The organism is Flavobacterium ustbae (genome assembly GCF_003946915.1).
In the GTDB taxonomy this organism is placed as follows: domain Bacteria; phylum Bacteroidota; class Bacteroidia; order Flavobacteriales; family Flavobacteriaceae; genus Flavobacterium; species Flavobacterium ustbae.
Map to the genome: position 1 here is coordinate 13,338 of NZ_RPOC01000020.1, position 22,054 is coordinate 35,391.

The window sequence follows — 22,054 nt, forward strand, 5'->3', positions numbered from 1 at the left end:
AAATCAATTTCTATTCTAATTCCAATCTTTCTTGCTCCATTTTCTCCGCCAATCTTTTTTCGATTATCGGTGTAATTAATGTTTTTCTTGGTTTGATTTTAACGAAAGGAAACAATTCTAAATCGTGTTTCATTTGGTCTTCTTTGTTCGGATATTTATTTGTGCCTACTAAAATTTCTTTTTTAGCATTAAATAATTCTTGTTCTTTATTGGCGCTTTCCTGAATTTTCTTTTTGATTGTTCCTTCATTTAGAAGTTTTAAAAATCCGCCGTTTGATTCGATTTCTTTAAATAAGGCTAGACTTTTTTCGGCGAGTTGCATCGTTAAACTTTCGATATAATAGCTTCCGTCGGCTGGATTGTCTACTTTGTCAAAGTAACTTTCGTGTTTTAAAATTAAAAGCTGGTTTCTAGCAATTCGATCGCCAAATTCGTTGTCTTTATGATATAAAGCATCATATGGTAAATTAGCGATTGCATCTGCACCTCCCAAAATTGCTGACATGCATTCAGTCGTCGTGCGTAGCATATTTACATTATAATCGTAAATCGTTTTATTGCGTTTGGTTGGCGTTACCAATAAATGGCATTTAATTTCTGAATTATATTCTGCAACAGTTAAGTCGAAAAGCATTCGAAGTGCACGAAGTTTAGCAATTTCGAAGAAATAATTTGTCCCAACTGAAACTTGAAAAACAATTGATTTTGCAGTATCAGTAAAACGGTTTAGATATTCGTTTGCATGCGCTAAGCTGTAAGCAATTTGTTGTGTGATATTTGCTCCCGAATTTTGATACAATCCTAAATCTACACTTAGTATATTTAAGTTAGTTGTATTTTTAAAAACCAGATTTAAAGTATCAAAATTTGTTTTTTCAGAAGTGGAAAACCAATTTCCTTCACGTGCTAATTGCCCGATTGGATCAAAATTGCAATAAAAAAGTGCTTTTTTCTGTAAAGAAATAGTATCTAATTTTTTTACGAAATCGATTGAAATGAAACTGAAATGAAAATAAACGGTTCTATTTTCTAAAGGAAGATTTTCCAATAATTTCTCAATGTCGATTTTTTCGTTTTGAATAGTAAAACGAAGGCTTTCTGCACCTCTTTCTAAAGTGTTTAAAGCGCGTTCAATTGATTTTTCTATATCAAAAACAAAGATATTCTGACAGATTTTAAAATCTGAGACTTGTGTATTTACATTTGCTGCTTTTGTAAATTCATCATTATGATAAAAAGGTTTTACCTGAATATCTTCTGGCGAATTCCAAATAACAGTCTGATTGTAATCGGCTCCATCCAATTCAAACTGAATTTTTTGTTTCCATTGTTTGGATGAAATCGGATTAAAATCGTCGAATAGGTTAGTGGCCATTTTATGTTGTTTGATTATTCTTTTTCTTGAATCGTGTCTCCTTCAAATTGAATGATGTAAATATCTTCGCTGTCTTTTTTCATAAAATACTTCTCGCGTGCGTATTTTTCAATTTGTTCAGGATTTTTAAGCAATTTGATCTGCTCTTGATCTTTTTTGATTTCTTCCTGATAATATTTTTTATTATCCTGAAGTTCATTGATTTGTCCATCTAAAAAGCGATGGTCAAAATAGGAGTAATTGTCTAAAAATAACATCCAAACGATAAAAAATAGCAAAACCCAAACATATTTGTTTCCTAGGTATTTGAACCATTTCTTGTCTTTGTATGGATTTTTAAATTTCATTTTTAAACGAATATTTTTTTGAATTTGAGTGTTGTCTTTAGCCCCGATAGTAGTGAAAATCCTTTTGTGCCTCGTTTTTTTAACGAGACACAAAAGATTACTTCACTTATTTTTTTATTTCAAGCGGAGTTCAGTGAACTTCGTTTGTAACGAATAGCGGGACACGAGCGAAGCGAATTGGCGTAGCAATCAGCTCCTAATTATTATGGTTTAAATTTACGATAAAAATTATGAAATTCTCTGATTAATTACAGCTCGAACTACATCAATTGCTACCGTATTGTATTTGTCATTCGGGATAATGATGTCTGCAAAAGCCTTAGATGGTTCGATAAATTGCTCATGCATAGGTTTTAATGTTGTTTGATAACGATTTAAAACCTCGTCAATATCGCGTCCGCGTTCTGAAATATCTCTTTTTAAACGACGAATTAATCTTTCGTCAGAATCTGCATGAACGAAAATTTTAATATCAAACATATCTCTTAATTCTGGATTTGTCAGTATTAAAATTCCTTCTACAATCATTACTTTTCTTGGATGAGTCGAAACGGTGTCGTCGGTTCTATTGTGCTGAATAAAAGAATAAACAGGCTGGTCAATTGTTTCGCCAGCTTTTAAGGCTTTTAAGTGTTTTACCAACAACTCGAAATCAATCGCTCTCGGATGGTCAAAATTGATTAATGCTCTTTCGTCAAAAGACAAATTGGTAGTTTCTTTATAATAAGAATCTTGAGAAATTACCCCAACTTCAGTATGTGGCAATTCGTTCATGATTTGGTGTACTACCGTTGTTTTTCCGCTTCCTGTTCCTCCTGCAATTCCTATAATGAGCATAAATTTGATGTTATAATTTGTTTCGCAAAAATAATAATTTAACTGAATTGAATAAACATATTGTTTGTTTTAAACCATATAAGTGATGTAAGTTAATTTTAGTCCTGGATGATAATGAAAATAGTTTTCACTGAATTTATATCATATATAATGAGAAAAGAATAGATATTTCTTTTGAACATTACATAGACTGTCAATAATAAGTTGTGTAATTCTTTAAGCTAAAATGAACTTATAAATAAACTCTAAACTTATAATTCCTTATATGAACTTACATGGTAAAAAAAACTAAAAAAAATCCCGAAAGTAAACCTTCGGGATTTCGTGCAATCAGTATAGTTTAAAAAAATATTCTGAATTTAGTAAGCACTTGTAATTATTTATTCTTTTTTGCTTTTATCATCATTTCAAGCTGATCCCAAAGTTCTTCTGGAATTGCTTCTAATAAGTTGAATTGTCCAGCGCCTTTTAACCATTCACCTCCGTCAATTGTGATTACATCTCCATTGATATAAGATGAAAAATCAGAAACTAAATAAGCTGCTAAATTGGCTAATTCCTGATGATCTCCAACTCTTTTTAATGGCACTTTTTTAGCCATATCGAATTTTTCTGAAAGATCTCCTGGCAATAATCTGTCCCAAGCTCCTTTTGTAGGGAATGGCCCTGGAGCAATGGCGTTGGAACGGATTCCGTATTTTGCCCATTCGACAGCCAAACTTCTAGTCATAGCTAAAACTCCAGCTTTTGCAGTAGCACTAGGAACAACGTAAGCAGAACCTGTCCAAGCATAAGTAGTAACGATATTTAAAATCGTAGCCGATGTTTGTTTGGTGTCAATCCAGTGTTTTCCAAAGGCTAACGTACAGTTTTTAGAACCTTTAAGTACGATATCTATCACAGTATCAAATGCATTTGCCGACAATCTTTCTGTTGGCGAAATGAAATTTCCTGCCGCATTGTTTAAAAGAACATCTACTTTTCCGAAGGCTTTTAAAGTTTCCTGAAGCATATTTTCTACTTCTTCATAATGACGAACGTCACATTGAAGTGGTAAACATTTACCTCCAGTTTCTTTTTCAAGTTCAGCAGCAGTAGTTTTTAACTTTTCTAGATCTCTAGAAGTAATCGCTACTTGAGCTCCCAATTCGAGAAAATATTTGGTCATAGCTTTACCTAAACCGCTTCCGCCGCCTGTAACGACAATGACTTTGCCTTGTAAAGCATCGTCACGTAACATCTTATCTGTGTAGCTCATACTTTTTCTTTTTTTGCAATATTAGTTAAATAAAATAGGATGCATGCATAATAATGTTATAAAATATTGAAAAAAATTATATTTCAGATAATTTTTTTGCTGCAGACTCAAGCGTGAAGTTATCTTTTGCAAAACAAAAACGAATTAATTTCTGGTCTTTATGATCAGAATAGAAAGTTGAAATTGGTATTGCAGCAACTCCGTGATCAATAATGAGATTTTTGCAGAAAGTTACATCGTAATCATTTGAAATATTGGAAAAAGAAGCAACTTGAAAATAAGTTCCTTCGCAAGGCTTTAATTCGAAACGGCTGTTTTGAAGCAGTTTCTGAAAATAATCTCTTTTTTCCTGATAGAATTTTCCAAGTAAATTCACATCAACAACATCTAAATATTCGCTAATCGCAAATTGAGAAATGCTATTAACGCTAAAGACCAAAAACTGATGCACTTTTTTGATTTCTTTCATCAAATGTTCAGGCGCAATCGTATAACCGATTTTCCATCCCGTAATATGAAATGATTTTCCGAAAGAAGAAACCATGACGCATTTATCTAAAAGAAAATCTTTGGTGTGTGCCGAAATATGTTTTTCTTCGAAAGTGATGTATTCGTAAACTTCATCAGAAAGAATAATAATGTCAGGATATTTTTCGAGAAGATTTTTTAATTGAATAAAATCATTTTCAGTTAAAATTTTTCCAGTTGGATTATGCGGATTATTGATGATCATCAGCCTTGTTTTTGCAGAACAGGCTTTTTCGATTCTTTCCCAATTTGGTGTATAATCATCATTTAATGCCACGCGAACAGGCTTGGCTTTACAAAGTAAAACAGGAGATTCATATGAATCATAACTTGGATCGAGAATAATTACTTCATCATTTTCTTTTACTAAGGCTAAAATTGTAGTGAAAATTCCCTGAGTAGCGCCAGCAGTAACCAAAAGTTCAGTTTCTGGATTGATTGTTCTTTTATAAGAATCAAAAGTTAGTTTGGCAATTTTATTCATTAACGGCGGATAACCAGCCATTGGCGTATATTGATGAACGTTTTCTTTTGATAATCTTGCGACAATATCAGTTAGTCTCTCGTCAACAGGAAAATTTGGAAATCCCTGCGAAAGATTTATTGCATTGTACTCAGCTGCCATTTTTGACATGACAGTGAAAATGCTCGTGGTTACGTTTGGGAGTTTACTCATGATGAAGTTTGATTTGGAAAACTTATGTGAGAAATCGTTAATTTACTGTTATAGGCATAGAATAAAGAACTCGAACTATTTTGTCATTTTGTTTTCCAGGAGTCCATTTAGGAGATTTTTTTAAAACTCTAATTGCTTCTGCACCTGTTCCATATCCAATATCTCTCAAAATTTTTATATCACTTAAAGATCCATCTTTTTCAATGATAAAAGTAACGTATACTCTTCCTTTCAGGTTTTTTTGTTGATTTTTATAGTTTTCTTTTAAAAAAAGTTCTAATGCTTGTTGACCTCCTGGAAATTCAGGTCTCACTTCTATCCCAGCTGTATTATAGACTTGGTTTTCTTCTTCTCTTATAACTTCTCCTTTATAATTATGGAGATTTTCTGGAGTTATTTTAACTTCTTCAGTTTGAGAAAATACATGTTGTATGGAACAAATAAAAAACAAAATTAGAAACTTCTTCATGAATGATGATTTTAAGATTAGTTTACATTTTATGAATAATAAAAATAGTAGGTCTTTTATCAATATCAATTTTCAATTTTTTCCAATCCGAAACTTTTAAAGTTTTGATAAATTCAGTTGGTAAAGTAATATCTGTCGCGATACATAAGTGGGTTGACGGATTTAAAATCTGCAGAAGATCTTCAATCAATTTATTGTTTCTATAAGGCGTTTCAATAAATAACTGTGATTGGTTTTTATCGTAAGACAATTTCTCAAAATGGCGAATTGCCGATTTTTTTTCGTCTTTATCAATTGGCAAATAGCCATTAAAAGTAAAACTCTGGCCGTTCATTCCAGAAGCCATCATCGCTAATAGAATAGAAGAAGGGCCAACTAAAGGCACAACCTGAATTCCTTTTTCATGAGCCAATTTTACAATTACAGCACCAGGATCAGCAACTCCTGGACAGCCAGCTTCGCTCATTAATCCCATATTTTTCCCTTCTAATAAAGGTTTGATGAAATCTAAATGTTCGCTGGTTTCAGTTCTTTTATTTAAAGTAAAAAGAACCAATTCTGATTGTTTTTTCTCTGGATAAACTGCTTTTATAGATTTTCTTGCCGTTTTGTCATTTTCAACAATATAGTGGTCAATAACTTCTATAGTTCTTCTTACGGTTTGCGGTAAAACATCCATCGGATCGCTTTCGCCCATTGTGGTTGGAATTAAATATAGTTTTCCGAAAGATTTCATAATGTATTTGTTTTAAATTAAAAAATTCAATTATCTCTTTTATAGAAACAATTGAATTGTATTAGGAGTGTTTTTTAAGAAGCTGATCTGCAATAACATCAGTTACTTCGTCCAGCATTTGGTAAACATTGTCAAAACCATTTACGGCACCGTAATAAGGATCCGGAACGTCAACATTTTCATCTGGAAATAATTCGTTCAGAATCATGCGGATTTTGGCTTTATGCTCGGGAGTTTTGGCTAATTGGGCTACATCGCGAAAATTCGAATTATCCATAACATATATATAATCGAATTCATCAAAATCTGAAACCTGAATTTGTCTTCCTTTTTGAGCGCTGATGTTAATTCCGTTTTTTCTGGCAACTTCAATAGAGCGTTTATCAGGACAATGTCCGATATGCCAAGAACCTGTTCCAGCAGAATCTACAAAGAATTTATCTTGAGGTAATTTTGAAGCTAAAATTCCTTCTGCTAAAGGAGATCGACAGATATTCCCCAAACAAACCATTAAAACTTTTATTGGCATGATCGCGTTATAGCGTTAGTTTTTTATTGATATCTTCAACAAACTTTTTGAATTGTTTGTCTGTAGAAACTAAATTGTCTACTGTTTTACAAGCGTGAAGAACAGTTGCGTGATCGCGATCTCCAATTTGTGAACCAATATTTGCCAAAGAAGCTTTAGTGAATTTTTTTGCAAAGAACATCGCTAATTGTCTTGCTTGCACCACATGCCTCTTTCTGGTTTTAGATTGAAGTGTTTCAATATCCAATTGGAAATAGTCTGAAACAATTTTCTGAATATAATCGATAGAGATTTCTCTCTTTACGTTTTTAACAAATTTCTCTACAACACTTTTAGCCAATTCAATCGTAACTTCTTTTTTATTGAAAGAAGATTGAGCGATTAACGAAATAATAGCACCTTCAAGTTCTCTAACGTTAGATTTAATGTTTCTTGCAACATATTCTAAAATATCTTCTGGCATTTCTACACCATCACGATATAAAATGTTTTTTAAAATTGAGATACGAGTTTCGTAATCAGGCTGGTGTAATTCTGCAGATAATCCCCATTTAAAACGAGACAATAATCTTTGCTCAATATCCTGCATATCAACAGGAGCTTTGTCTGAAGTAAGAATTACTTGTTTTCCGTTTTGGTGTAAATAGTTGAAAATATGGAAGAATACATCTTGTGTTCCAGATTTTCCAGATAAAAACTGAACATCGTCAATGATTAATACGTCGATTAACTGATAAAAATGAATGAAATCGTTACGATTATTCTTTTTAACAGAGTCAATATATTGTTGCGTAAAAATCTCAGCAGAAATATATAAAACGGTCTTTTCCGGATACTTATCTTTTACTTCTACGCCTATAGCATGTGCTAAGTGCGTTTTCCCTAAACCAACTCCTCCAAAAATCAATAATGGGTTAAATGAAGTTCCTCCAGGTTTGTTGGCAACAGCCATACCCGCAGAACGAGCCAAACGGTTAGAATCTCCTTCTAAGAAATTATCAAAACTGTAGTTCGGATTTAACTGAGACTCAATTTTTAAATTTCTAATTCCAGGAATTACAAACGGATTTTTAAGTTCAGGATTTAAGTTTTTAAACGGAGCATCAACCTCTTGCGGTTTCATTGGCACTCTGTTGGCACTTGGCAGCTGCTCGGTAAACGGCTGTTTATTGCCATAAGTGTTCTCCATTTTAATTTTATAGAGTAACTTTGCGTTTTTTCCCAGTTCTTTGGTAAGCGCAACTTTCAATAATTTTACGTAGTGCTCTTCGAGCCATTCGTAGAAAAATTTACTTGGAACCTGAATGTATAATGCGTTATCGGTTAGCTCAACTGATTTGATTGGCTCAAACCAAGTTTTATATGCTTGGTCTTGAATATTATCCTTTATAAAGGACAAACAGTTTTCCCATACCGATTGAGCAGTTTTAGTCATAGATTCAGATAAATTTTTATTATTGTTATAAAGATTCTCCTAATAAAAGAGGAGCAATTTTATTCCGTATTTCGGGATAACAAATATGTGAACAAATTTCTGTAAAAAAAAATATTTTGGTATCTAATTTTATAAAAAAAAGTTGTAACAAGACTTTTTAAATTTGAATTTTTTTAATATTTTATCAATGAAAAATCACCAGACTCAAGTACGAGTTCGTTACTCAGAAACTGACCAAATGGGAGTCGTTTATCACGGCAATTATATTCCTTATTTTGAAATTGGACGCGTGGAATGGCTTAGAAATAAAGGGGTTTCGTATAAAAGCATGGAAGAAAGCGGAATTGGGCTTCCGATTGTGAACATGAATATCAATTATAAAAAATCGGCAAGATATGACGAACTTTTAACAATTCATACCACTTTCAAAAGCCACTCTTCTGTTAAGATTGAATTTGACTGCGCAATCTATAATGAGACAAATGAGTTATTAACAACTGCGACGTTTATTTTAGTATTTGTTGCGTTAAAAACGGGTCGTCCAACAGCTCCTCCGGAGTACATTTTGGATATATTTAAAACACTTGAATAATTGTTAAAACACGATGCTTTTTTGTAACGTTTTATACTAATTTAATATCGATTTCGAACATTAAATCAAAAATGCTGAACACGATTTCGGCATTTTTTTTTCGTGTTTTGGTCACAATCTTACCAATTGGCAAACCTGAATCTTCATCCATTTCCATTTCTTGAGAAACGATTTCTAATTTCTTTTCTTTAATTACGCGCATTACTTTATTCATGTTTTTATAATCAAAAGAAATTAAAAATTCGACATCAATGGTTTTTTCAACAATTTCGCAAATCTGTAATGTTTCTTGAGCCGTAGTTCTGTAAGCGCTTATTAAACCGCCAACGCCTAATTTTACTCCTCCAAAAATACGAACGACTACAACAAGAACGTTAGTTAATCCAAAAGATTGTATTTGTCCGTAAATTGGTGCGCCAGCGGTATTGCTTGGTTCACCGTCATCATTGGCACGATACGAAATTTTGTTTCCAACGCCAATTTGGTAAGCGTAACAATAATGCACTGCGTGCGGATGCTGTTTTTTAAGTTCTTCTATTATAGGTTTTACTTCGTCTTCATGATCAATCGGAAATGCATAGCCAAAGAATTTACTGCCTTTTTCTTTAAACAGTATTTCTTCAGACGCAGTTGCAATAGTTTGATAAGTGTCGTTAATTTCCAAAAGAGATAATCTTAATTGTATTTTATTTTTAGCCACAGATTAAAGGATTTTAAAGGATTCCTTTTCTAAAAAATCTGTGTAAATCTTTTAATCTGTGGCCTTTTTTTTCTTAAAGTATATTTTTTTTATAAAGATCAACCACATCTTCTTTTCCGACTTGAAGATTCCAGACTTTAATTCCTAAAGTGGCGGCGCTGTCTGTATTTTCAGTTTTATCATCAACAAACAAGGTGTTTTCAGGAATTAGATTATTTTTATCCAAAACAAATTGATAGATTTTCGGATCTGGTTTTCTCATTCCGATATCAAATGAAAAATATACTTTTTCAAAACAGGCGTAAAAATCTTTGTAGAAAGAAACGCCGCTTTTTTCTTCAAATGTATTAATGTGGATCGAATCGGTATTGCTCAATAAAAATAAACGATATTTTTTTGACAACTCTTGAAGAAACTCCAATCTATAAAAAGGGAAATCTGCTAGAACAGCATTCCAAGCTTTTAAGATTTCTTCTTTAGAAGCATTTGGCAGTTGTTTTTGAAAACCGCCAACAAAATCTTCTGGCGAAATTGCTCCAACTTCAAACGAAAGATTTAATTGATCTAATTCAGAATTCCATTCCGTCATTCCTAATTTTTGCAAACCAGAAATTGTGGCAGGTTTATCTAAGTTGATAAAAATATCTCCAAAGTCAAAAATTATCGCATTAATCATAATTTCTAATCAGTATTAATTCGTCACTTAAAATGTTGGTTTTCGAGCTGTTTTTTCTTGAAATAATTGGAGCTTTTGTTCCTGTCGAAAAACTTGCTTTTCCAACAAAAACTCGGGCTTCGTCCCAAAGATTTTCATCTATAAAAGATTGCAGCGTTTGCCTTCCGCCTTCAATAATTACAGATTGAATTTGATTCTGATACAAAACATCCAAAATCTGAGGAATGATATTTTTATCAAAATCAATTGCTTCAAATTGTGTATTTTCTTTTGAAGGTTTCGAAATTTTAGAAAAAATAATTGTTTTTACCTTGTCATCAAAAATAAAACTGCTTTCGTCAATTCGATTATTTTGATCTATGACTATTCTAGTCGGATTATTTCCAAACCAATCTCTAGCATTCAGTTTCGGATTATCATCAACAACAGTTTGTGTTCCCACAAGAATGGCTTGTTCTTCCGTTCTCCATTTATGAACCAATTGTCTGGAATATTCATTTGTAATCCAAATTGGCTTGCGTTCTTGATCTGTGGTTTTTTCTGGAGCCAAAAAGCCGTCTTGACTTTCTGCCCATTTTAAAATAATATAAGGTCGCTTTTTTTGATGAAAAGTAAAAAAACGTTTATTCAGTTCGTTGCATTCGTTTTCTAAAATCCCAACTGTGACATTAGCGCCGGATTCGATCAGTTTTTTTATCCCTCTTCCGGCAACTTTTTCGTTAGGATCAACCGTTCCTACGACAACATTCGGAATTTTATTTTCAATAATCAAATCACAGCAAGGAGGAGTTTTTCCAAAATGACTGCAAGGTTCTAAACTTACATAAATGGTAGATTTTTGCAATAAAGATTTGTCTTTGACAGAATTAACTGCGTTTACTTCAGCATGCGGTTCGCCAGCTTTTTTATGCCAGCCTTCGCCAATAATCTGATTTTCATAGACAATTACACTGCCAACCATTGGGTTTGGGTAAGTAGTTCCAAAACCATTTTGAGCCAACTCTATACAGCGTTTTATGTATTTTTCATGTATATTCACAGTGCAAAAGTAATTAATTTTGAGTTGATCATCAGCTCAAAAAATTGAAGTTATGAAACAATCGCAAAAGTTGTAATAGGATCAAAAAACTATCTTTATTTTTGTATTTATAATGAATTAGAGTAAAAAAAATGGTAAATTGGCTAATAAGGGCAATTAAAAAAGAAGACAATCAGGCAGTTGCAAGTTTGATACGATCTGTTTTTGATGAAATGGAAATTCCAAAAGTAGGAACTGCATACGAAGATCCGTATCTGGATTTGATGTTTGAAGAATACAGCAAGACCAAATCGGCATATTTTGTTGTCGAAAATGATGGAGAGATTGTAGGATGTGCAGGAATTGCTCCTTTAGAAAATGGCGATCCTGAAATATGCGAATTACAGAAAATGTATTTCTTGCCAAAAACAAGAGGTTTAGGAATTGGTACACAAATGATGGAAAAATGTCTGGATCAAGCTAGAGCTTTTGGTTTTAAAAAATGTTATATCGAAACCATGCCATTTATGCATGCCGCACAAAAGCTGTATACAAAATCTGGTTTTGAATATCTTGATGCTCCGTTAGGTCGTACTGGGCATAGTTCTTGTCCTGTATGGATGCTGAAAGTTTTGTAATTCCAATTGTAACAAATTTTAATTAGCAAGACTTATTGAAAGATAAAATGTCAGTTTTCGGCTGATATAAAATGCTCAAAAATTAAAAATGAAGATTAAACAATATCGTACTCAGTTTATTAAAGAATTATCTCCTTTTTACGATGCGTACGAAGCGGAGAGCTTTTTTTATCTGATTCTGGAAGATAAACACCAGCTTCGTCAGATTGATTTAGCTTTAAATCATGAATTAGCTTTTGATGAAAATGATTTTGTGATATGGGACGAACTGTTAAAACAGCTTAAAAAAGAAGTTCCTATTCAATATCTGCTTGGAAAAACACACTTTTACGGTTTGGATTTTGAAGTAAATGAAAATGTTTTGATTCCGAGGCCAGAAACAGAAGAATTGGTCGAATGGATTATTAATGAAAACGCAAGTCCAGATAAAAATAAAAAAATAAAAATTCTCGATATCGGAACAGGAACGGGCTGTATTGCTATTTCACTGGCAAAAAATCTTCCAAATGCAGAAGTTTTCGGAATTGATGTTTCTAAAAAAGCAATTGAAACGGCTAAAAGAAATGCGATCACAAATAATGTAGATGTTACTTTTATGCTTTTGAATATTTTAGAAGCAGAAGAGTTTACCTGTCAGTTTGATATTATTGTTTCGAATCCGCCGTATGTTCGAAATTTAGAAAAAGTAGAAATCAAAAAGAATGTGCTGGATTATGAGCCACATTTGGCGCTTTTTGTAGAAGATAACGATCCGCTTATTTTTTATAGAAAAATTGCTTCGCTAGCACAAAATGGACTTAAGGAAAAAGGGAAATTGTATTTTGAAATCAATCAGTATCTTGGAAAAGAAATGATTGAACTTCTTGAAAATATGAATTTCGCTGAAATTGAGCTTCGAAAAGATATTTATGATAATGACCGAATGATAAAAGGGAATATTTAGAGTATTCAGTGTTCAGTTTTTTAGTATTCAGTTTTCTTTATAGTCTGAATTAAACTGATCACTAAAAAACTGAACACTGAACACTAAAACTATTCGTAACGCAATGCTTCAATTGGGTCTAATTTCGATGCTTTAATAGCTGGATATAAACCAGAAACTATTGCGACCATAAAACTTGTTGCAAAAGCAGCAAAAATGGCCATCCACGGAATTACAAAAACAAAACTCATGGCGGTTGCAATAGCAAAACCAAGCAGAATTCCTAAAACGATTCCGACTATACCTCCAATTTGGCCAATTAATAAAGTTTCGATAAAAAACTGAAAAGCAACGGTAGATCTTTTGGCTCCCAAAGCTTTACGAACACCAATTTCGCGAGTACGTTCTGTAACCGAAACAATCATAATATTCATTAAAGCAATAGAAGAACCTAAAATAGTAATTATAGAAATTATCCAAGCCGCCCAGCTTAAATATTGCGTTATGCTGAGAATGCGGTTAATCAAATCATCACTTCTCACCACTCCAAAATTATTATCACGAACCGGACTTAGTTTTCGGACTCTTCGCATTGTGCTCGTAGCATTATCAATAGCTTCGTCTAAAACTTCTTTTTTAGAAACCATTACACTAATCGTGTAATTGATGTTGGGTGCTGTAAATAAAGATCTTGCAACCTGAATCGGAATTAAAACTCTTAAATCCTGACTGTTTCCAAAAGTTGATCCTTTTTCTTTTAAAACTCCAATAACTTTAAATCTGGCACCACGAATAGAAATGATTTTATCTATCGGATTAACATCTTTCAAAAGTCCTTTTTCAAAATCTGAACCTACGATACAAGAATACGTATTGTTGTCAATATCAAATTGGTTAAAACTTCTTCCTAAACTAGTTTCAAGTCCAGAATTGGTAATAAAGTGTTCATCGACACCAACTATAGTAATTTCAGGATCTGTTTTTTCGCCTAAATACTTTACTTCTGCAGTAGAAGTTGCAGTAAAAGAAAGAGAAGTTTCTGTAAAGGGGTATTTGTATTTTGATTTGAAAGCAACAGCTTCTGGATAAGAAATAATCGGGTTGATTACTTCACGTTCGTTTCCGCCACGGTTTCGAACTTTATTTTCATATTGATTAATATTAAAAGTATTGGCTCCCATCGATGCAAAGTCGTTCGAAATGGTATTGTCCAAAGCCGAAACAACAGTTAAGATTCCGACCAAAGCCGTAATCCCGATAGCAATAATTAAAACGGTAAGAATGGTACGTAGCAATTGGGTTTTTATAGAACCAAACGCAATTCGAATATTTTCTTTAAATAATTTTAGCATCATGACCAATTTGTCACGAAAATACGGTTTTTGTTACAAGTTTGTTTTCGAAGTGTTATTATTTATTTTAAAAAGTAAGATATTTGCAGGCGATTCAAATTAAAAGAAAATAATGTCAACGAATTTAGATATAAGGTTTCAACAAATCTAAAATCTAAAATCAACAATCTAAAATAAAAAGAAGATGGCTTCAAAACCAAGTATACCAAAAGGAACAAGAGATTTTTCACCAGCCGAGGTGTCAAAACGTCAATATATTATTCAGACTATAAAAGCGAATTTCGAAAAATTTGGTTTTCAGCCAATTGAAACGCCTTCGTTTGAAAATTCAGATACCTTAATGGGGAAATATGGAGAAGAAGGAGACCGTCTGATTTTTAAAATATTGAATTCTGGAAACTTTTTCTACAATAAAAGTAAAATTGAATTGCCAGAATCAATTGAAGAGTTACAACTGAATTCTGCTGAGAAAATAACTTTAGAACAAAGAATTGAATTAAATAAATTCACGGGAAAAATTTCTGAAAAAGCGTTGCGTTACGATTTGACCGTTCCGTTTGCAAGATATGTAGTGCAGCACCAAAGTGAAATTGAATTTCCTTTCAAAAGATACCAGATTCAACCAGTTTGGAGAGCAGATAATCCGCAAAAAGGTCGTTTTAGAGAATTTTTTCAATGCGATGCCGATGTTGTAGGTTCAAAATCACTTTGGCAGGAAGTGGAATTGGTTCAATTATATGATACTGTTTTTACTTCTTTAGATTTAGAAGGCGTTACAATCAAAATCAATAACCGTAAAATTTTATCTGGAATTGCTGAGGTAATTGGGGCTTCAGATAAATTAATTGATTTTACAGTTGCATTGGATAAACTGGATAAAATAGGAGAAGACGGTGTTAAAAAAGAAATGATCGAAAAAGGAATTTCTGAAGAAGCGTTAGTAAAAGTGCAGCCACTTTTTAGTTTCTCAGGAACTTTTACAGACAAAATAGCACAGCTTTCTGAATTATTGTCATCTTCTGAAGAAGGAATGAAAGGTGTTGAAGAATTGAAATTTATTTGTGACAACGTTGCGGTTTTAGGACTATCGACAGCTACTTTAGATTTGGATGTGACGCTTGCTCGCGGTTTAAATTATTACACCGGAGCTATTTTTGAAGTTGCAGCGCCAAAAACTGTAGCGATGGGTTCTATCGGCGGTGGCGGAAGATACGACGATTTGACGGGTATTTTTGGTTTAAAGAATATGAGCGGAGTTGGAATTTCTTTTGGTTTGGATCGAATTTATTTGGTTTTAGAAGAATTGCAATTATTCCCAGAAACTGTTGCAGCAACTTCTAAAGCAATATTCTTAAATTTTGGTGATAAAGAAGCTTTGTACGCTTCGCAGGCAATTCAAAAATTGAGACAAGAAAATATAAAAGTAGAATTATATCCTGATAGTGTAAAAGTTGGGAAACAGTTTCAATACGCAGACAAACGTTTAATTCCGTTTGCAGTATTGGTTGGAGATCAGGAAATTGCTTCAAATTCTTATGCGTTAAAAAATCTAGTTTCAGGAGAACAGATAACTGTAGATTTTGAAGGATTGAAAAATGCTTTGTTGGGGTAAGGTTTAACCGCAAAAAGCGCAAGGTTTTACACAAAGAGCATAAAGTTTTTTTGCCACAGATTAAAAAGATTTTTTTAACCGCAAATTGCGCAAATTTTCACAAATTCATTGTAAAACATAGCCCACGGTTTCAACCGTGGGAACGCAAGGTTTTTTTTGCCACAGATTAAAAGATTAAGAAGATTTTTTTGCCACAAATTGCACCAATTTTCCTGAATTGATTTAAAACATAGCCCACGGTTTCAACCGTGGGAACGCAAAGATTTTCTTGTTCCAAGCGGATTTTAAAGATTTAAATAAATTATTTGCTTTTATAATCTAAAGATTCAGAGTGACTTGACTAAAATCGGTTTAAATCGGTATAAAATAACTTGGTAGAGAAGAAAAAAAGCTTTTAATTTGCCACCTCAAGTTACGGGCGTAGTTCAAGGGTAGAATAGCGGTCTCCAAAACCGTTGATGGGGGTTCGAATCCCTCCGCCCGTGCAAAACATACAAATGACAGCTCTGTCATAAAAAGCTCAAGCAAAAAAAAAAGCTTCGTCTCTATAGGCGAAGCTTTTTTTAATATAAGGTAAACTTGAATTAATAATTATTTAGAGGCCGAAGCCAACCCTTAAATTCAATTTTTAGTGGTAAAAATTTATGTTTTTTATTGGTTTCAAAGATAAGATAAACTAAAACGTAATAGTCTTAAAATTATAATAAATTTTTCAACTTAATTATGTTTTTTAAATGTCTCATAATTAATAAAGTGACAATTTGACATTTTCTAAGATTTGGCAGTACTTTTGCAATCTAACAGAAATAAAAAATGAAGTTTAAAAATATTTTTAAAAATAAAAGTAATATGACTACGGAAAATACAGAATTCGATCAGGAATTAGATGACGCAACGATAGAGAATAACGCTAATGGAGAGCAATTAATTGTTGAAGAATTAAGTGTTGAGGAGCAATTAGCTCAAGACTTAGCTAAAGAAAAAGATAAGTTTTTGAGATTATTTGCCGAATTTGAAAATTACAAAAAAAGAACTTCAAAAGAGCGTCTTGAATTATTTAAAACAGCAAACCAAGAAGTTTTATTGGCTATGCTTCCAGTTTTAGATGATTTTGACAGAGCTGCTGTAGAAATTAATAAATCTGACGACGAAAATCTTAAAAAAGGAGTGGAGCTAATTCACGAAAAACTGAAAAGTACTTTGGTTTCTAAAGGTTTAGAGCAGGTTGATGTAAAAGCAGGCGATGATTTTAATGCAGATTTTGCTGAGGCTATTACTCAAATTCCAGCACCTTCTGATAAGTTAAAAGGTAAAATTGTTGACGTTATTGAAAAAGGATACAAATTAGGTGACAAAATTATTCGTTACCCTAAAGTTGTTACTGGAAACTAAAAAAAGTCAAAAATTATATTTTGATTTTCAACTTTCTAAAGTTGGATTTTGGAATTTTAAAATTTGGGATTTAATCTAGATTATGAAAAAAGATTTTTACGAAATACTAGGCATTTCAAAAAATGCTGATGCTGCCGAAATAAAAAAAGCATACAGAAAAAGTGCTTTAAAATACCACCCTGATAAAAATCCAGGCGACAAAGAGGCAGAAGAAAACTTCAAATTGGCGGCAGAAGCTTATGAAGTTTTAAGTGATCCGCAGAAAAAAGCGAAATACGATCAGTACGGACATCAAGCATTTGATGGTTCTGGCGGATTTGGCGGAGGTCACGGCGGTATGAATATGGATGACATTTTCAGCCAGTTTGGTGATATTTTCGGAGGTGGATTTGGCGGTTTTGGAGGTGGAGGCGGTGGTCCTCGCCGTGCGAAAGGAAGCAATCTTCGAATCAAAGTAAAACTTACTTTGGAAGAAATTGCAAATGGAGTTGAGAAAAAAGTAAAAGTAAAACGTAAAGTTCAGGCTAAAGGCGTAACGTATAAAACTTGTACGACTTGTAACGGTCAAGGTCAGGTTATGCGTGTAACTAACACTATTTTGGGAAGAATGCAATCTGCGTCTACTTGTCATACTTGTGGTGGTTCTGGACAAATTTTAGATAAAAAACCTTCTGAAGCAGATGCTCAAGGAATGGTTCAAGAAGACGAAACAGTATCAATCAAAATTCCTGCTGGAGTTGTTGACGGAATGCAATTAAAAGTTGCCAACAAAGGTAACGATGCGCCAGGAAACAGTATTCCAGGAGATTTAATTGTAGCGATTGAAGAAGTTGAGCACGAATTCTTGAAGCGCGAAGGTGAAAACGTTCATTTCGATTTATATATCAGTTTCCCTGAAGCAGTTTTGGGAGCTTCTAAAGACATTGAAGCAATTAACGGTAAAGTTCGTATTAAGCTAGAAGAAGGAATTCAGTCTGGAAAAATCTTAAGATTAAAAGGAAAAGGAATTCCAAGTTTAAACGGTTACGGAAGCGGAGATTTACTAGTTCACGTAAATGTTTGGACACCAAAAACCTTAAATAAAGAACAAAAACAATTCTTTGAAAATGCTTTGACAGACGACCATTTTGCTCCAAGTCCAGAGAAATCAGAGAAATCATTTTTTGAAAAAGTGAAAGATATGTTCTCATAATCGGAACTTTCTAACATTATAAATAATAAAAACCCATTCTAGCATAAATTAGAATGGGTTTTTTGCGTAATATAACACAATTTCGCTTCGAATTATTTACTTTTACAGTCGCTGAACCGTAATAGGCAAAGTGACGCAGTAAATCCTTAAAAATAGCATGAGTAACTTACTAGAAGTACATAAAGTCGTAAAAAAATACGGCGACTATGTAGCACTTAACGAAGTTTCATTAAATGTACCAAAAGGCAGTATATATGGACTTTTAGGCCCAAATGGAGCCGGAAAAACTTCCCTTATCAGAATCATAAACCAAATTACAATGCCAGACAGTGGCGAAGTAATTTTGGATGGAGAAAAACTACAGCCCAAACATGTGCAGACTATTGGTTATCTTCCTGAAGAAAGAGGTCTTTATAGCTCTATGAAAGTTGGAGAGCAATGTCTGTATTTGGCTCAAATGAAAGGCCTTTCTAAAGCTGAAGCTAAAAAACAGCTAGATTATTGGTTTGACCGATTAGGAATTCAAGGCTGGTGGAACAAGAAAATACAGGAGCTTTCTAAAGGAATGGCACAGAAAATACAGTTTGTGGTTTGTGTTTTACATAAGCCAAAACTACTCATTTTAGATGAGCCCTTTTCTGGATTTGACCCTGTAAATGCTAATGTAATTAAAGATGAAATTTTGGCATTGAAAGAACAAGGTTCTACGATTATTTTTTCGACTCATAGAATGGAAAGCGTAGAAGAGCTTTGCGAAAATATTGCTTTAATTCATAAATCAAATAAACTGATAGAAGGTAAAATCGGAGATGTAAAACGCCAATTTAGAACCAACAGTTTTGAAGTTGGAATTCTGACTAATAATGTTGAAGGTTTGATGTATGACATTACACAAAAATTTACCGTTTCTCCTGCGAGTTTTAAATCATTAAATGATGATTTGAAATTGAATATACAGATTGGAAATGCCTCGCCAAACGAGTTGTTACATCTTCTGACGCAACGAGGGCAGGTGACGCATTTTGTAGAAAAAATACCGAGTGTTCACGATATTTTTATTCAAACGGTAACTGAAAACAAAAATTTAAATTCCAATAATTAAATTCCAAATTCCAAATTTGAGACTTTGAGAGTTGGAATTTGGAATTTGAGATTTGAAATTTAAGATATAAATGAATATTATTTCTTTAATTATAAAAAGAGAATTTATTGCCAAAGTCCGCAATAAATCTTTTGTTGTCATGACTTTTTTGAGTCCGCTTTTATTTGTAGCTATTGCCATTTTTATTGGTTATTTGAGCTCAATGAAAGCTGAAACCAAACGTATTGCAATTCATGACGAGACAGGACTTTTTGCCTCAGATTTTTTAAAGGAAAATAAAAAAGGAGCCGAATTTAAATATCTCAATTTATCTGAAATTGAGGTAAAAGCTTTGAAAGACAGCATTACAAAAGAAAATTTCGCTGGATTAATTGTTATTCCGAAAACGAAAAATATAAAAGAATTAGAAAGTAAAATCGAGTTTATTTCTAATAATAGTCCGAGTATTTCTTTTATCGAAAACACTCAGGATATTATAGGTAATAAAATTACAAAGCTAAATCTTGAAGAGGCAAAACTAGATACTTTGGCCATCCAAAAAGCGCAATCAGATGTGAATATTCATTTGATTAAAGCTTCTGGAGAAGAAAGTCTGAAAGGTTTAAACGAAATTAAAATCGGAATTGGCGGCGCTTTTGGTTATCTAATTATGATGTTTATTATCATTTACGGAAATATGGTAATGCGAAGCGTCATCGAAGAAAAAACAAACCGTATTATCGAAATCATTATTTCATCAGTAAAACCATTTCAGCTAATGATTGGTAAAATTGTAGGAACCTCATTGGCAGGAATTCTACAATTTGTAATCTGGGCCATAATTGGTTTAGGATTAATGTTTGCGGCTTCGGCGTTTTTTGGAGTAAATGTTGGGCCGGCAGCCAGAATTTCGCCAGAACTAATGCAGTCTACGCAACATGAGTTTTCGGGTTCTGCGCAAATGTATATTGCTGAATTATGGAATCTGCCGATAGCAAGTATTATAATAGGCTTTGTAATTTATTTTATTGGAGGCTATTTCTTATACAGTTCATTTTACGCAGCAATTGGAGCGGCTGTCGACAATCAAACCGACTCTCAACAGTTCATGCTTCCAATTTTAATGCCGCTGATTTTGAGCGTTTACATCGGCTTTTTTACAGTAGTAAACGATCCGCACGGAAGTGTTGCCGTTATTTTTTCAATGATTCCGTTAACGTCTCCAATTGTAATGTTAATGCGTATTCCGTTTGGTGTGCCGTGGTGGCAAATCGCAATTTCGGTATCATTATTGTTTGCTACATTTTTCCTTTTGGTTTGGTTCGCTGCAAAAATTTACCGCGTCGGTATTTTAATGTACGGCAAAAAACCAACGTGGAAAGAATTGTATAAATGGCTGAAATATTGATTTAAAGGTGCTAAGACACTAAGGTTCTGAGGTGCTAAGATTTTAGCCCTAAAGAAAAACCTTAGAAGCTTAGCATCTCAGAACCTTAGAACCTTAAAAAAATGAGTAAAATCCTAATTATAGAAGACGAAGCGGCGATCAGAAGAGTTTTGGTAAAAATTTTATCAGAAGAAAATGATTCGTATCAGGTAGATGAAGCTGAAGATGGGGCTGTGGGACTTGAAAAAATAAAAAACAGCGATTACGATTTGGTTTTGTGCGATATCAAAATGCCAAAAATGGACGGTGTTGAGGTTTTAGAAGAAGTAAAAAAAATAAAACCCGAAATTCCGATGGTTATGATTTCTGGTCATGGCGATATGGAAACAGCAATTCAAACCATGCGTTTAGGAGCTTTCGATTATATTTCTAAACCGCCAGATTTGAATCGTTTGCTAAATACGGTTCGCAATGCTTTGGACAAAAAACAATTAGTAGTTGAAAATAAAATTCTGAAGAAAAAAGTAAGCAAAAACTACGAAATGATTGGGGACAGCGAATCGATTAATCATATCAAAGTGATGATTGATAAAGTGGCACCAACAGAAGCCAGAGTTTTAATTACGGGACCAAACGGAACGGGAAAAGAATTAGTGGCGCATCAATTACATGAAAAAAGTGAGCGTTCTGCTTTTCCTTTAATTGAAGTAAATTGCGCGGCGATTCCTAGCGAGTTGATTGAAAGTGAATTGTTCGGGCATGTGAAAGGTGCTTTTACATCGGCAGTGAAAGATCGTGCTGGAAAGTTTGAAGCAGCAGACAAAGGAACCATTTTCTTAGATGAAATTGGTGATATGAGCCTTTCGGCGCAAGCCAAAGTATTGCGCGCCCTTCAAGAAAGTATGATTACAAGGGTTGGTGCAGATAAGGATATTAAAGTAGATGTTCGTGTTGTTGCAGCAACCAATAAAGATTTAAAAACAGAAATTGCAGAAGGCCGTTTCCGTGAAGATTTATATCATAGATTAGCGGTAATTTTGATTAAAGTTCCGCCATTAAATGAAAGACGTGATGATATTCCTGCTTTGATTTCGCATTTTACAGAAAAGATAGCTTCAGAACAAGGAAATGCAGTTAAGTCATTTTCGGCGGAGGCCATAAAATTATTGCAGGAATACGATTGGACAGGAAACATTCGCGAACTTCGTAATGTGGTAGAAAGACTGATCATTTTGGGAGGAAACGAAATCTCTGAAACCGACGTGAAAATGTTCGCAAGCAAATAATGATTTAGTTTTCAAT

The 22,054-nt window shown here is 33.3% G+C and carries 22 protein-coding genes and 1 tRNA gene; 10 read left to right on the forward strand and 13 right to left on the reverse strand.

Features of this window, described 5'->3' with window-relative positions; all coding sequences use genetic code 11:
• Nucleotides 1–10: 10 nt before the first annotated feature.
• The 9 genes from EG814_RS18375 to dnaA form a co-directional block, all read right to left on the reverse strand.
• Nucleotides 11–1,375, reverse strand: coding sequence for a methylmalonyl-CoA mutase subunit beta (locus tag EG814_RS18375; protein WP_125723346.1), 1,365 nt, complete (start codon nucleotides 1,373–1,375; stop codon nucleotides 11–13).
• Nucleotides 1,376–1,389: 14 nt separating this feature from the next.
• Nucleotides 1,390–1,722, reverse strand: coding sequence for an FtsB family cell division protein (locus EG814_RS18380; RefSeq protein ID WP_125723347.1), 333 nt, complete (start codon nucleotides 1,720–1,722; stop codon nucleotides 1,390–1,392).
• 228 nt (nucleotides 1,723–1,950) lie between these two features.
• Entirely contained in the window at nucleotides 1,951–2,559 is a 609-nt protein-coding gene (udk, locus tag EG814_RS18385) for a uridine kinase (RefSeq protein WP_125723348.1), read from the reverse strand.
• Between the two features lie 376 nt (nucleotides 2,560–2,935).
• Nucleotides 2,936–3,817, reverse strand: coding sequence for an SDR family oxidoreductase (locus tag EG814_RS18390; RefSeq protein ID WP_164515344.1), 882 nt, complete (start codon nucleotides 3,815–3,817; stop codon nucleotides 2,936–2,938).
• A 76-nt stretch (nucleotides 3,818–3,893) separates the two neighbouring features.
• Nucleotides 3,894–5,021: a methionine aminotransferase gene (locus EG814_RS18395; RefSeq protein ID WP_125723349.1), complete on the reverse strand. Its 1,128-nt coding sequence runs from the start codon at nucleotides 5,019–5,021 to the stop codon at nucleotides 3,894–3,896.
• Between the two features lie 37 nt (nucleotides 5,022–5,058).
• Nucleotides 5,059–5,490, reverse strand: a complete 432-nt coding sequence (locus EG814_RS18400; RefSeq protein WP_125723350.1) for an energy transducer TonB — start codon at nucleotides 5,488–5,490, stop codon at nucleotides 5,059–5,061.
• A 22-nt stretch (nucleotides 5,491–5,512) separates the two neighbouring features.
• Nucleotides 5,513–6,226 carry an SAM-dependent methyltransferase gene (locus tag EG814_RS18405; protein WP_125723351.1) on the reverse strand — a complete coding sequence of 238 codons (714 nt, stop codon included), beginning with the start codon at nucleotides 6,224–6,226 and terminating at the stop codon, nucleotides 5,513–5,515.
• Nucleotides 6,227–6,287: 61 nt separating this feature from the next.
• Entirely contained in the window at nucleotides 6,288–6,755 is a 468-nt protein-coding gene (locus EG814_RS18410) for a low molecular weight protein-tyrosine-phosphatase (RefSeq protein WP_125723352.1), read from the reverse strand.
• Nucleotides 6,756–6,762: 7 nt separating this feature from the next.
• Nucleotides 6,763–8,190: a chromosomal replication initiator protein DnaA gene (dnaA, locus tag EG814_RS18415; protein ID WP_095931847.1), complete on the reverse strand. Its 1,428-nt coding sequence runs from the start codon at nucleotides 8,188–8,190 to the stop codon at nucleotides 6,763–6,765.
• A gap of 187 nt (nucleotides 8,191–8,377) precedes the next feature.
• On the opposite strand from dnaA, the gene EG814_RS18420 reads away from it, so the two are divergent.
• Nucleotides 8,378–8,782, forward strand: a complete 405-nt coding sequence (locus tag EG814_RS18420; protein ID WP_125723353.1) for an acyl-CoA thioesterase — start codon at nucleotides 8,378–8,380, stop codon at nucleotides 8,780–8,782.
• 31 nt (nucleotides 8,783–8,813) lie between these two features.
• Here EG814_RS18420 and EG814_RS18425 read toward each other — a convergent pair whose 3' ends face one another.
• From EG814_RS18425 to ribD, 3 genes are all read right to left on the reverse strand, one after another.
• Nucleotides 8,814–9,446 (reverse strand): IMPACT family protein, encoded by a 633-nt coding sequence (locus EG814_RS18425; RefSeq protein ID WP_125723397.1) that lies wholly within the window; start codon nucleotides 9,444–9,446, stop codon nucleotides 8,814–8,816.
• A gap of 109 nt (nucleotides 9,447–9,555) precedes the next feature.
• On the reverse strand, nucleotides 9,556–10,158 hold the full coding sequence (locus tag EG814_RS18430) for an HAD family hydrolase (protein WP_125723354.1): 603 nt from the start codon (nucleotides 10,156–10,158) through the stop codon (nucleotides 9,556–9,558).
• Complete coding sequence (gene ribD, locus EG814_RS18435; RefSeq protein ID WP_125723355.1) at nucleotides 10,151–11,197, reverse strand: bifunctional diaminohydroxyphosphoribosylaminopyrimidine deaminase/5-amino-6-(5-phosphoribosylamino)uracil reductase RibD; 1,047 nt, start codon at nucleotides 11,195–11,197, stop codon at nucleotides 10,151–10,153. The genes EG814_RS18430 and ribD overlap by 8 nt, the downstream gene beginning before the upstream one ends.
• 131 nt (nucleotides 11,198–11,328) lie before the next feature.
• Between ribD and EG814_RS18440 the strand changes: the two genes are divergently transcribed.
• Both EG814_RS18440 and prmC read left to right on the forward strand, forming a co-directional pair.
• On the forward strand, nucleotides 11,329–11,814 hold the full coding sequence (locus tag EG814_RS18440) for a GNAT family N-acetyltransferase (protein WP_125723356.1): 486 nt from the start codon (nucleotides 11,329–11,331) through the stop codon (nucleotides 11,812–11,814).
• An 88-nt stretch (nucleotides 11,815–11,902) separates the two neighbouring features.
• Complete coding sequence (prmC, locus tag EG814_RS18445; protein ID WP_125723357.1) at nucleotides 11,903–12,757, forward strand: peptide chain release factor N(5)-glutamine methyltransferase; 855 nt, start codon at nucleotides 11,903–11,905, stop codon at nucleotides 12,755–12,757.
• Between the two features lie 89 nt (nucleotides 12,758–12,846).
• Here the strand turns inward: prmC and EG814_RS18450 are convergent, their stop codons facing one another.
• Nucleotides 12,847–14,091, reverse strand: coding sequence for an ABC transporter permease (locus EG814_RS18450; protein ID WP_164515345.1), 1,245 nt, complete (start codon nucleotides 14,089–14,091; stop codon nucleotides 12,847–12,849).
• A 181-nt stretch (nucleotides 14,092–14,272) separates the two neighbouring features.
• Here EG814_RS18450 and hisS point away from each other — a divergent pair, with 181 nt between their 5' ends.
• The 7 genes from hisS to EG814_RS18485 all read left to right on the forward strand — a co-directional run bounded on the left by hisS (nucleotide 14,273) and on the right by EG814_RS18485 (nucleotide 22,038).
• Nucleotides 14,273–15,700: a histidine--tRNA ligase gene (gene hisS / locus EG814_RS18455; RefSeq protein ID WP_125723358.1), complete on the forward strand. Its 1,428-nt coding sequence runs from the start codon at nucleotides 14,273–14,275 to the stop codon at nucleotides 15,698–15,700.
• A gap of 414 nt (nucleotides 15,701–16,114) precedes the next feature.
• A tRNA-Trp gene (locus EG814_RS18460) sits at nucleotides 16,115–16,185 on the forward strand.
• 328 nt (nucleotides 16,186–16,513) lie between these two features.
• Nucleotides 16,514–17,092 carry a nucleotide exchange factor GrpE gene (locus EG814_RS18465; protein ID WP_125723359.1) on the forward strand — a complete coding sequence of 193 codons (579 nt, stop codon included), beginning with the start codon at nucleotides 16,514–16,516 and terminating at the stop codon, nucleotides 17,090–17,092.
• A gap of 82 nt (nucleotides 17,093–17,174) precedes the next feature.
• A complete protein-coding gene (dnaJ, locus tag EG814_RS18470) occupies nucleotides 17,175–18,284 on the forward strand; it encodes a molecular chaperone DnaJ (RefSeq protein ID WP_125723360.1) in 1,110 nt (369 codons plus the stop codon).
• A gap of 157 nt (nucleotides 18,285–18,441) precedes the next feature.
• Nucleotides 18,442–19,386 (forward strand): ABC transporter ATP-binding protein, encoded by a 945-nt coding sequence (locus tag EG814_RS18475; RefSeq protein ID WP_125723361.1) that lies wholly within the window; start codon nucleotides 18,442–18,444, stop codon nucleotides 19,384–19,386.
• 70 nt (nucleotides 19,387–19,456) lie between these two features.
• Nucleotides 19,457–20,773, forward strand: coding sequence for an ABC transporter permease (locus EG814_RS18480; protein WP_125723362.1), 1,317 nt, complete (start codon nucleotides 19,457–19,459; stop codon nucleotides 20,771–20,773).
• Nucleotides 20,774–20,874: 101 nt separating this feature from the next.
• On the forward strand, nucleotides 20,875–22,038 hold the full coding sequence (locus tag EG814_RS18485; RefSeq protein WP_125723363.1) for a sigma-54-dependent transcriptional regulator: 1,164 nt from the start codon (nucleotides 20,875–20,877) through the stop codon (nucleotides 22,036–22,038).
• Nucleotides 22,039–22,054: the final 16 nt, after the last annotated feature.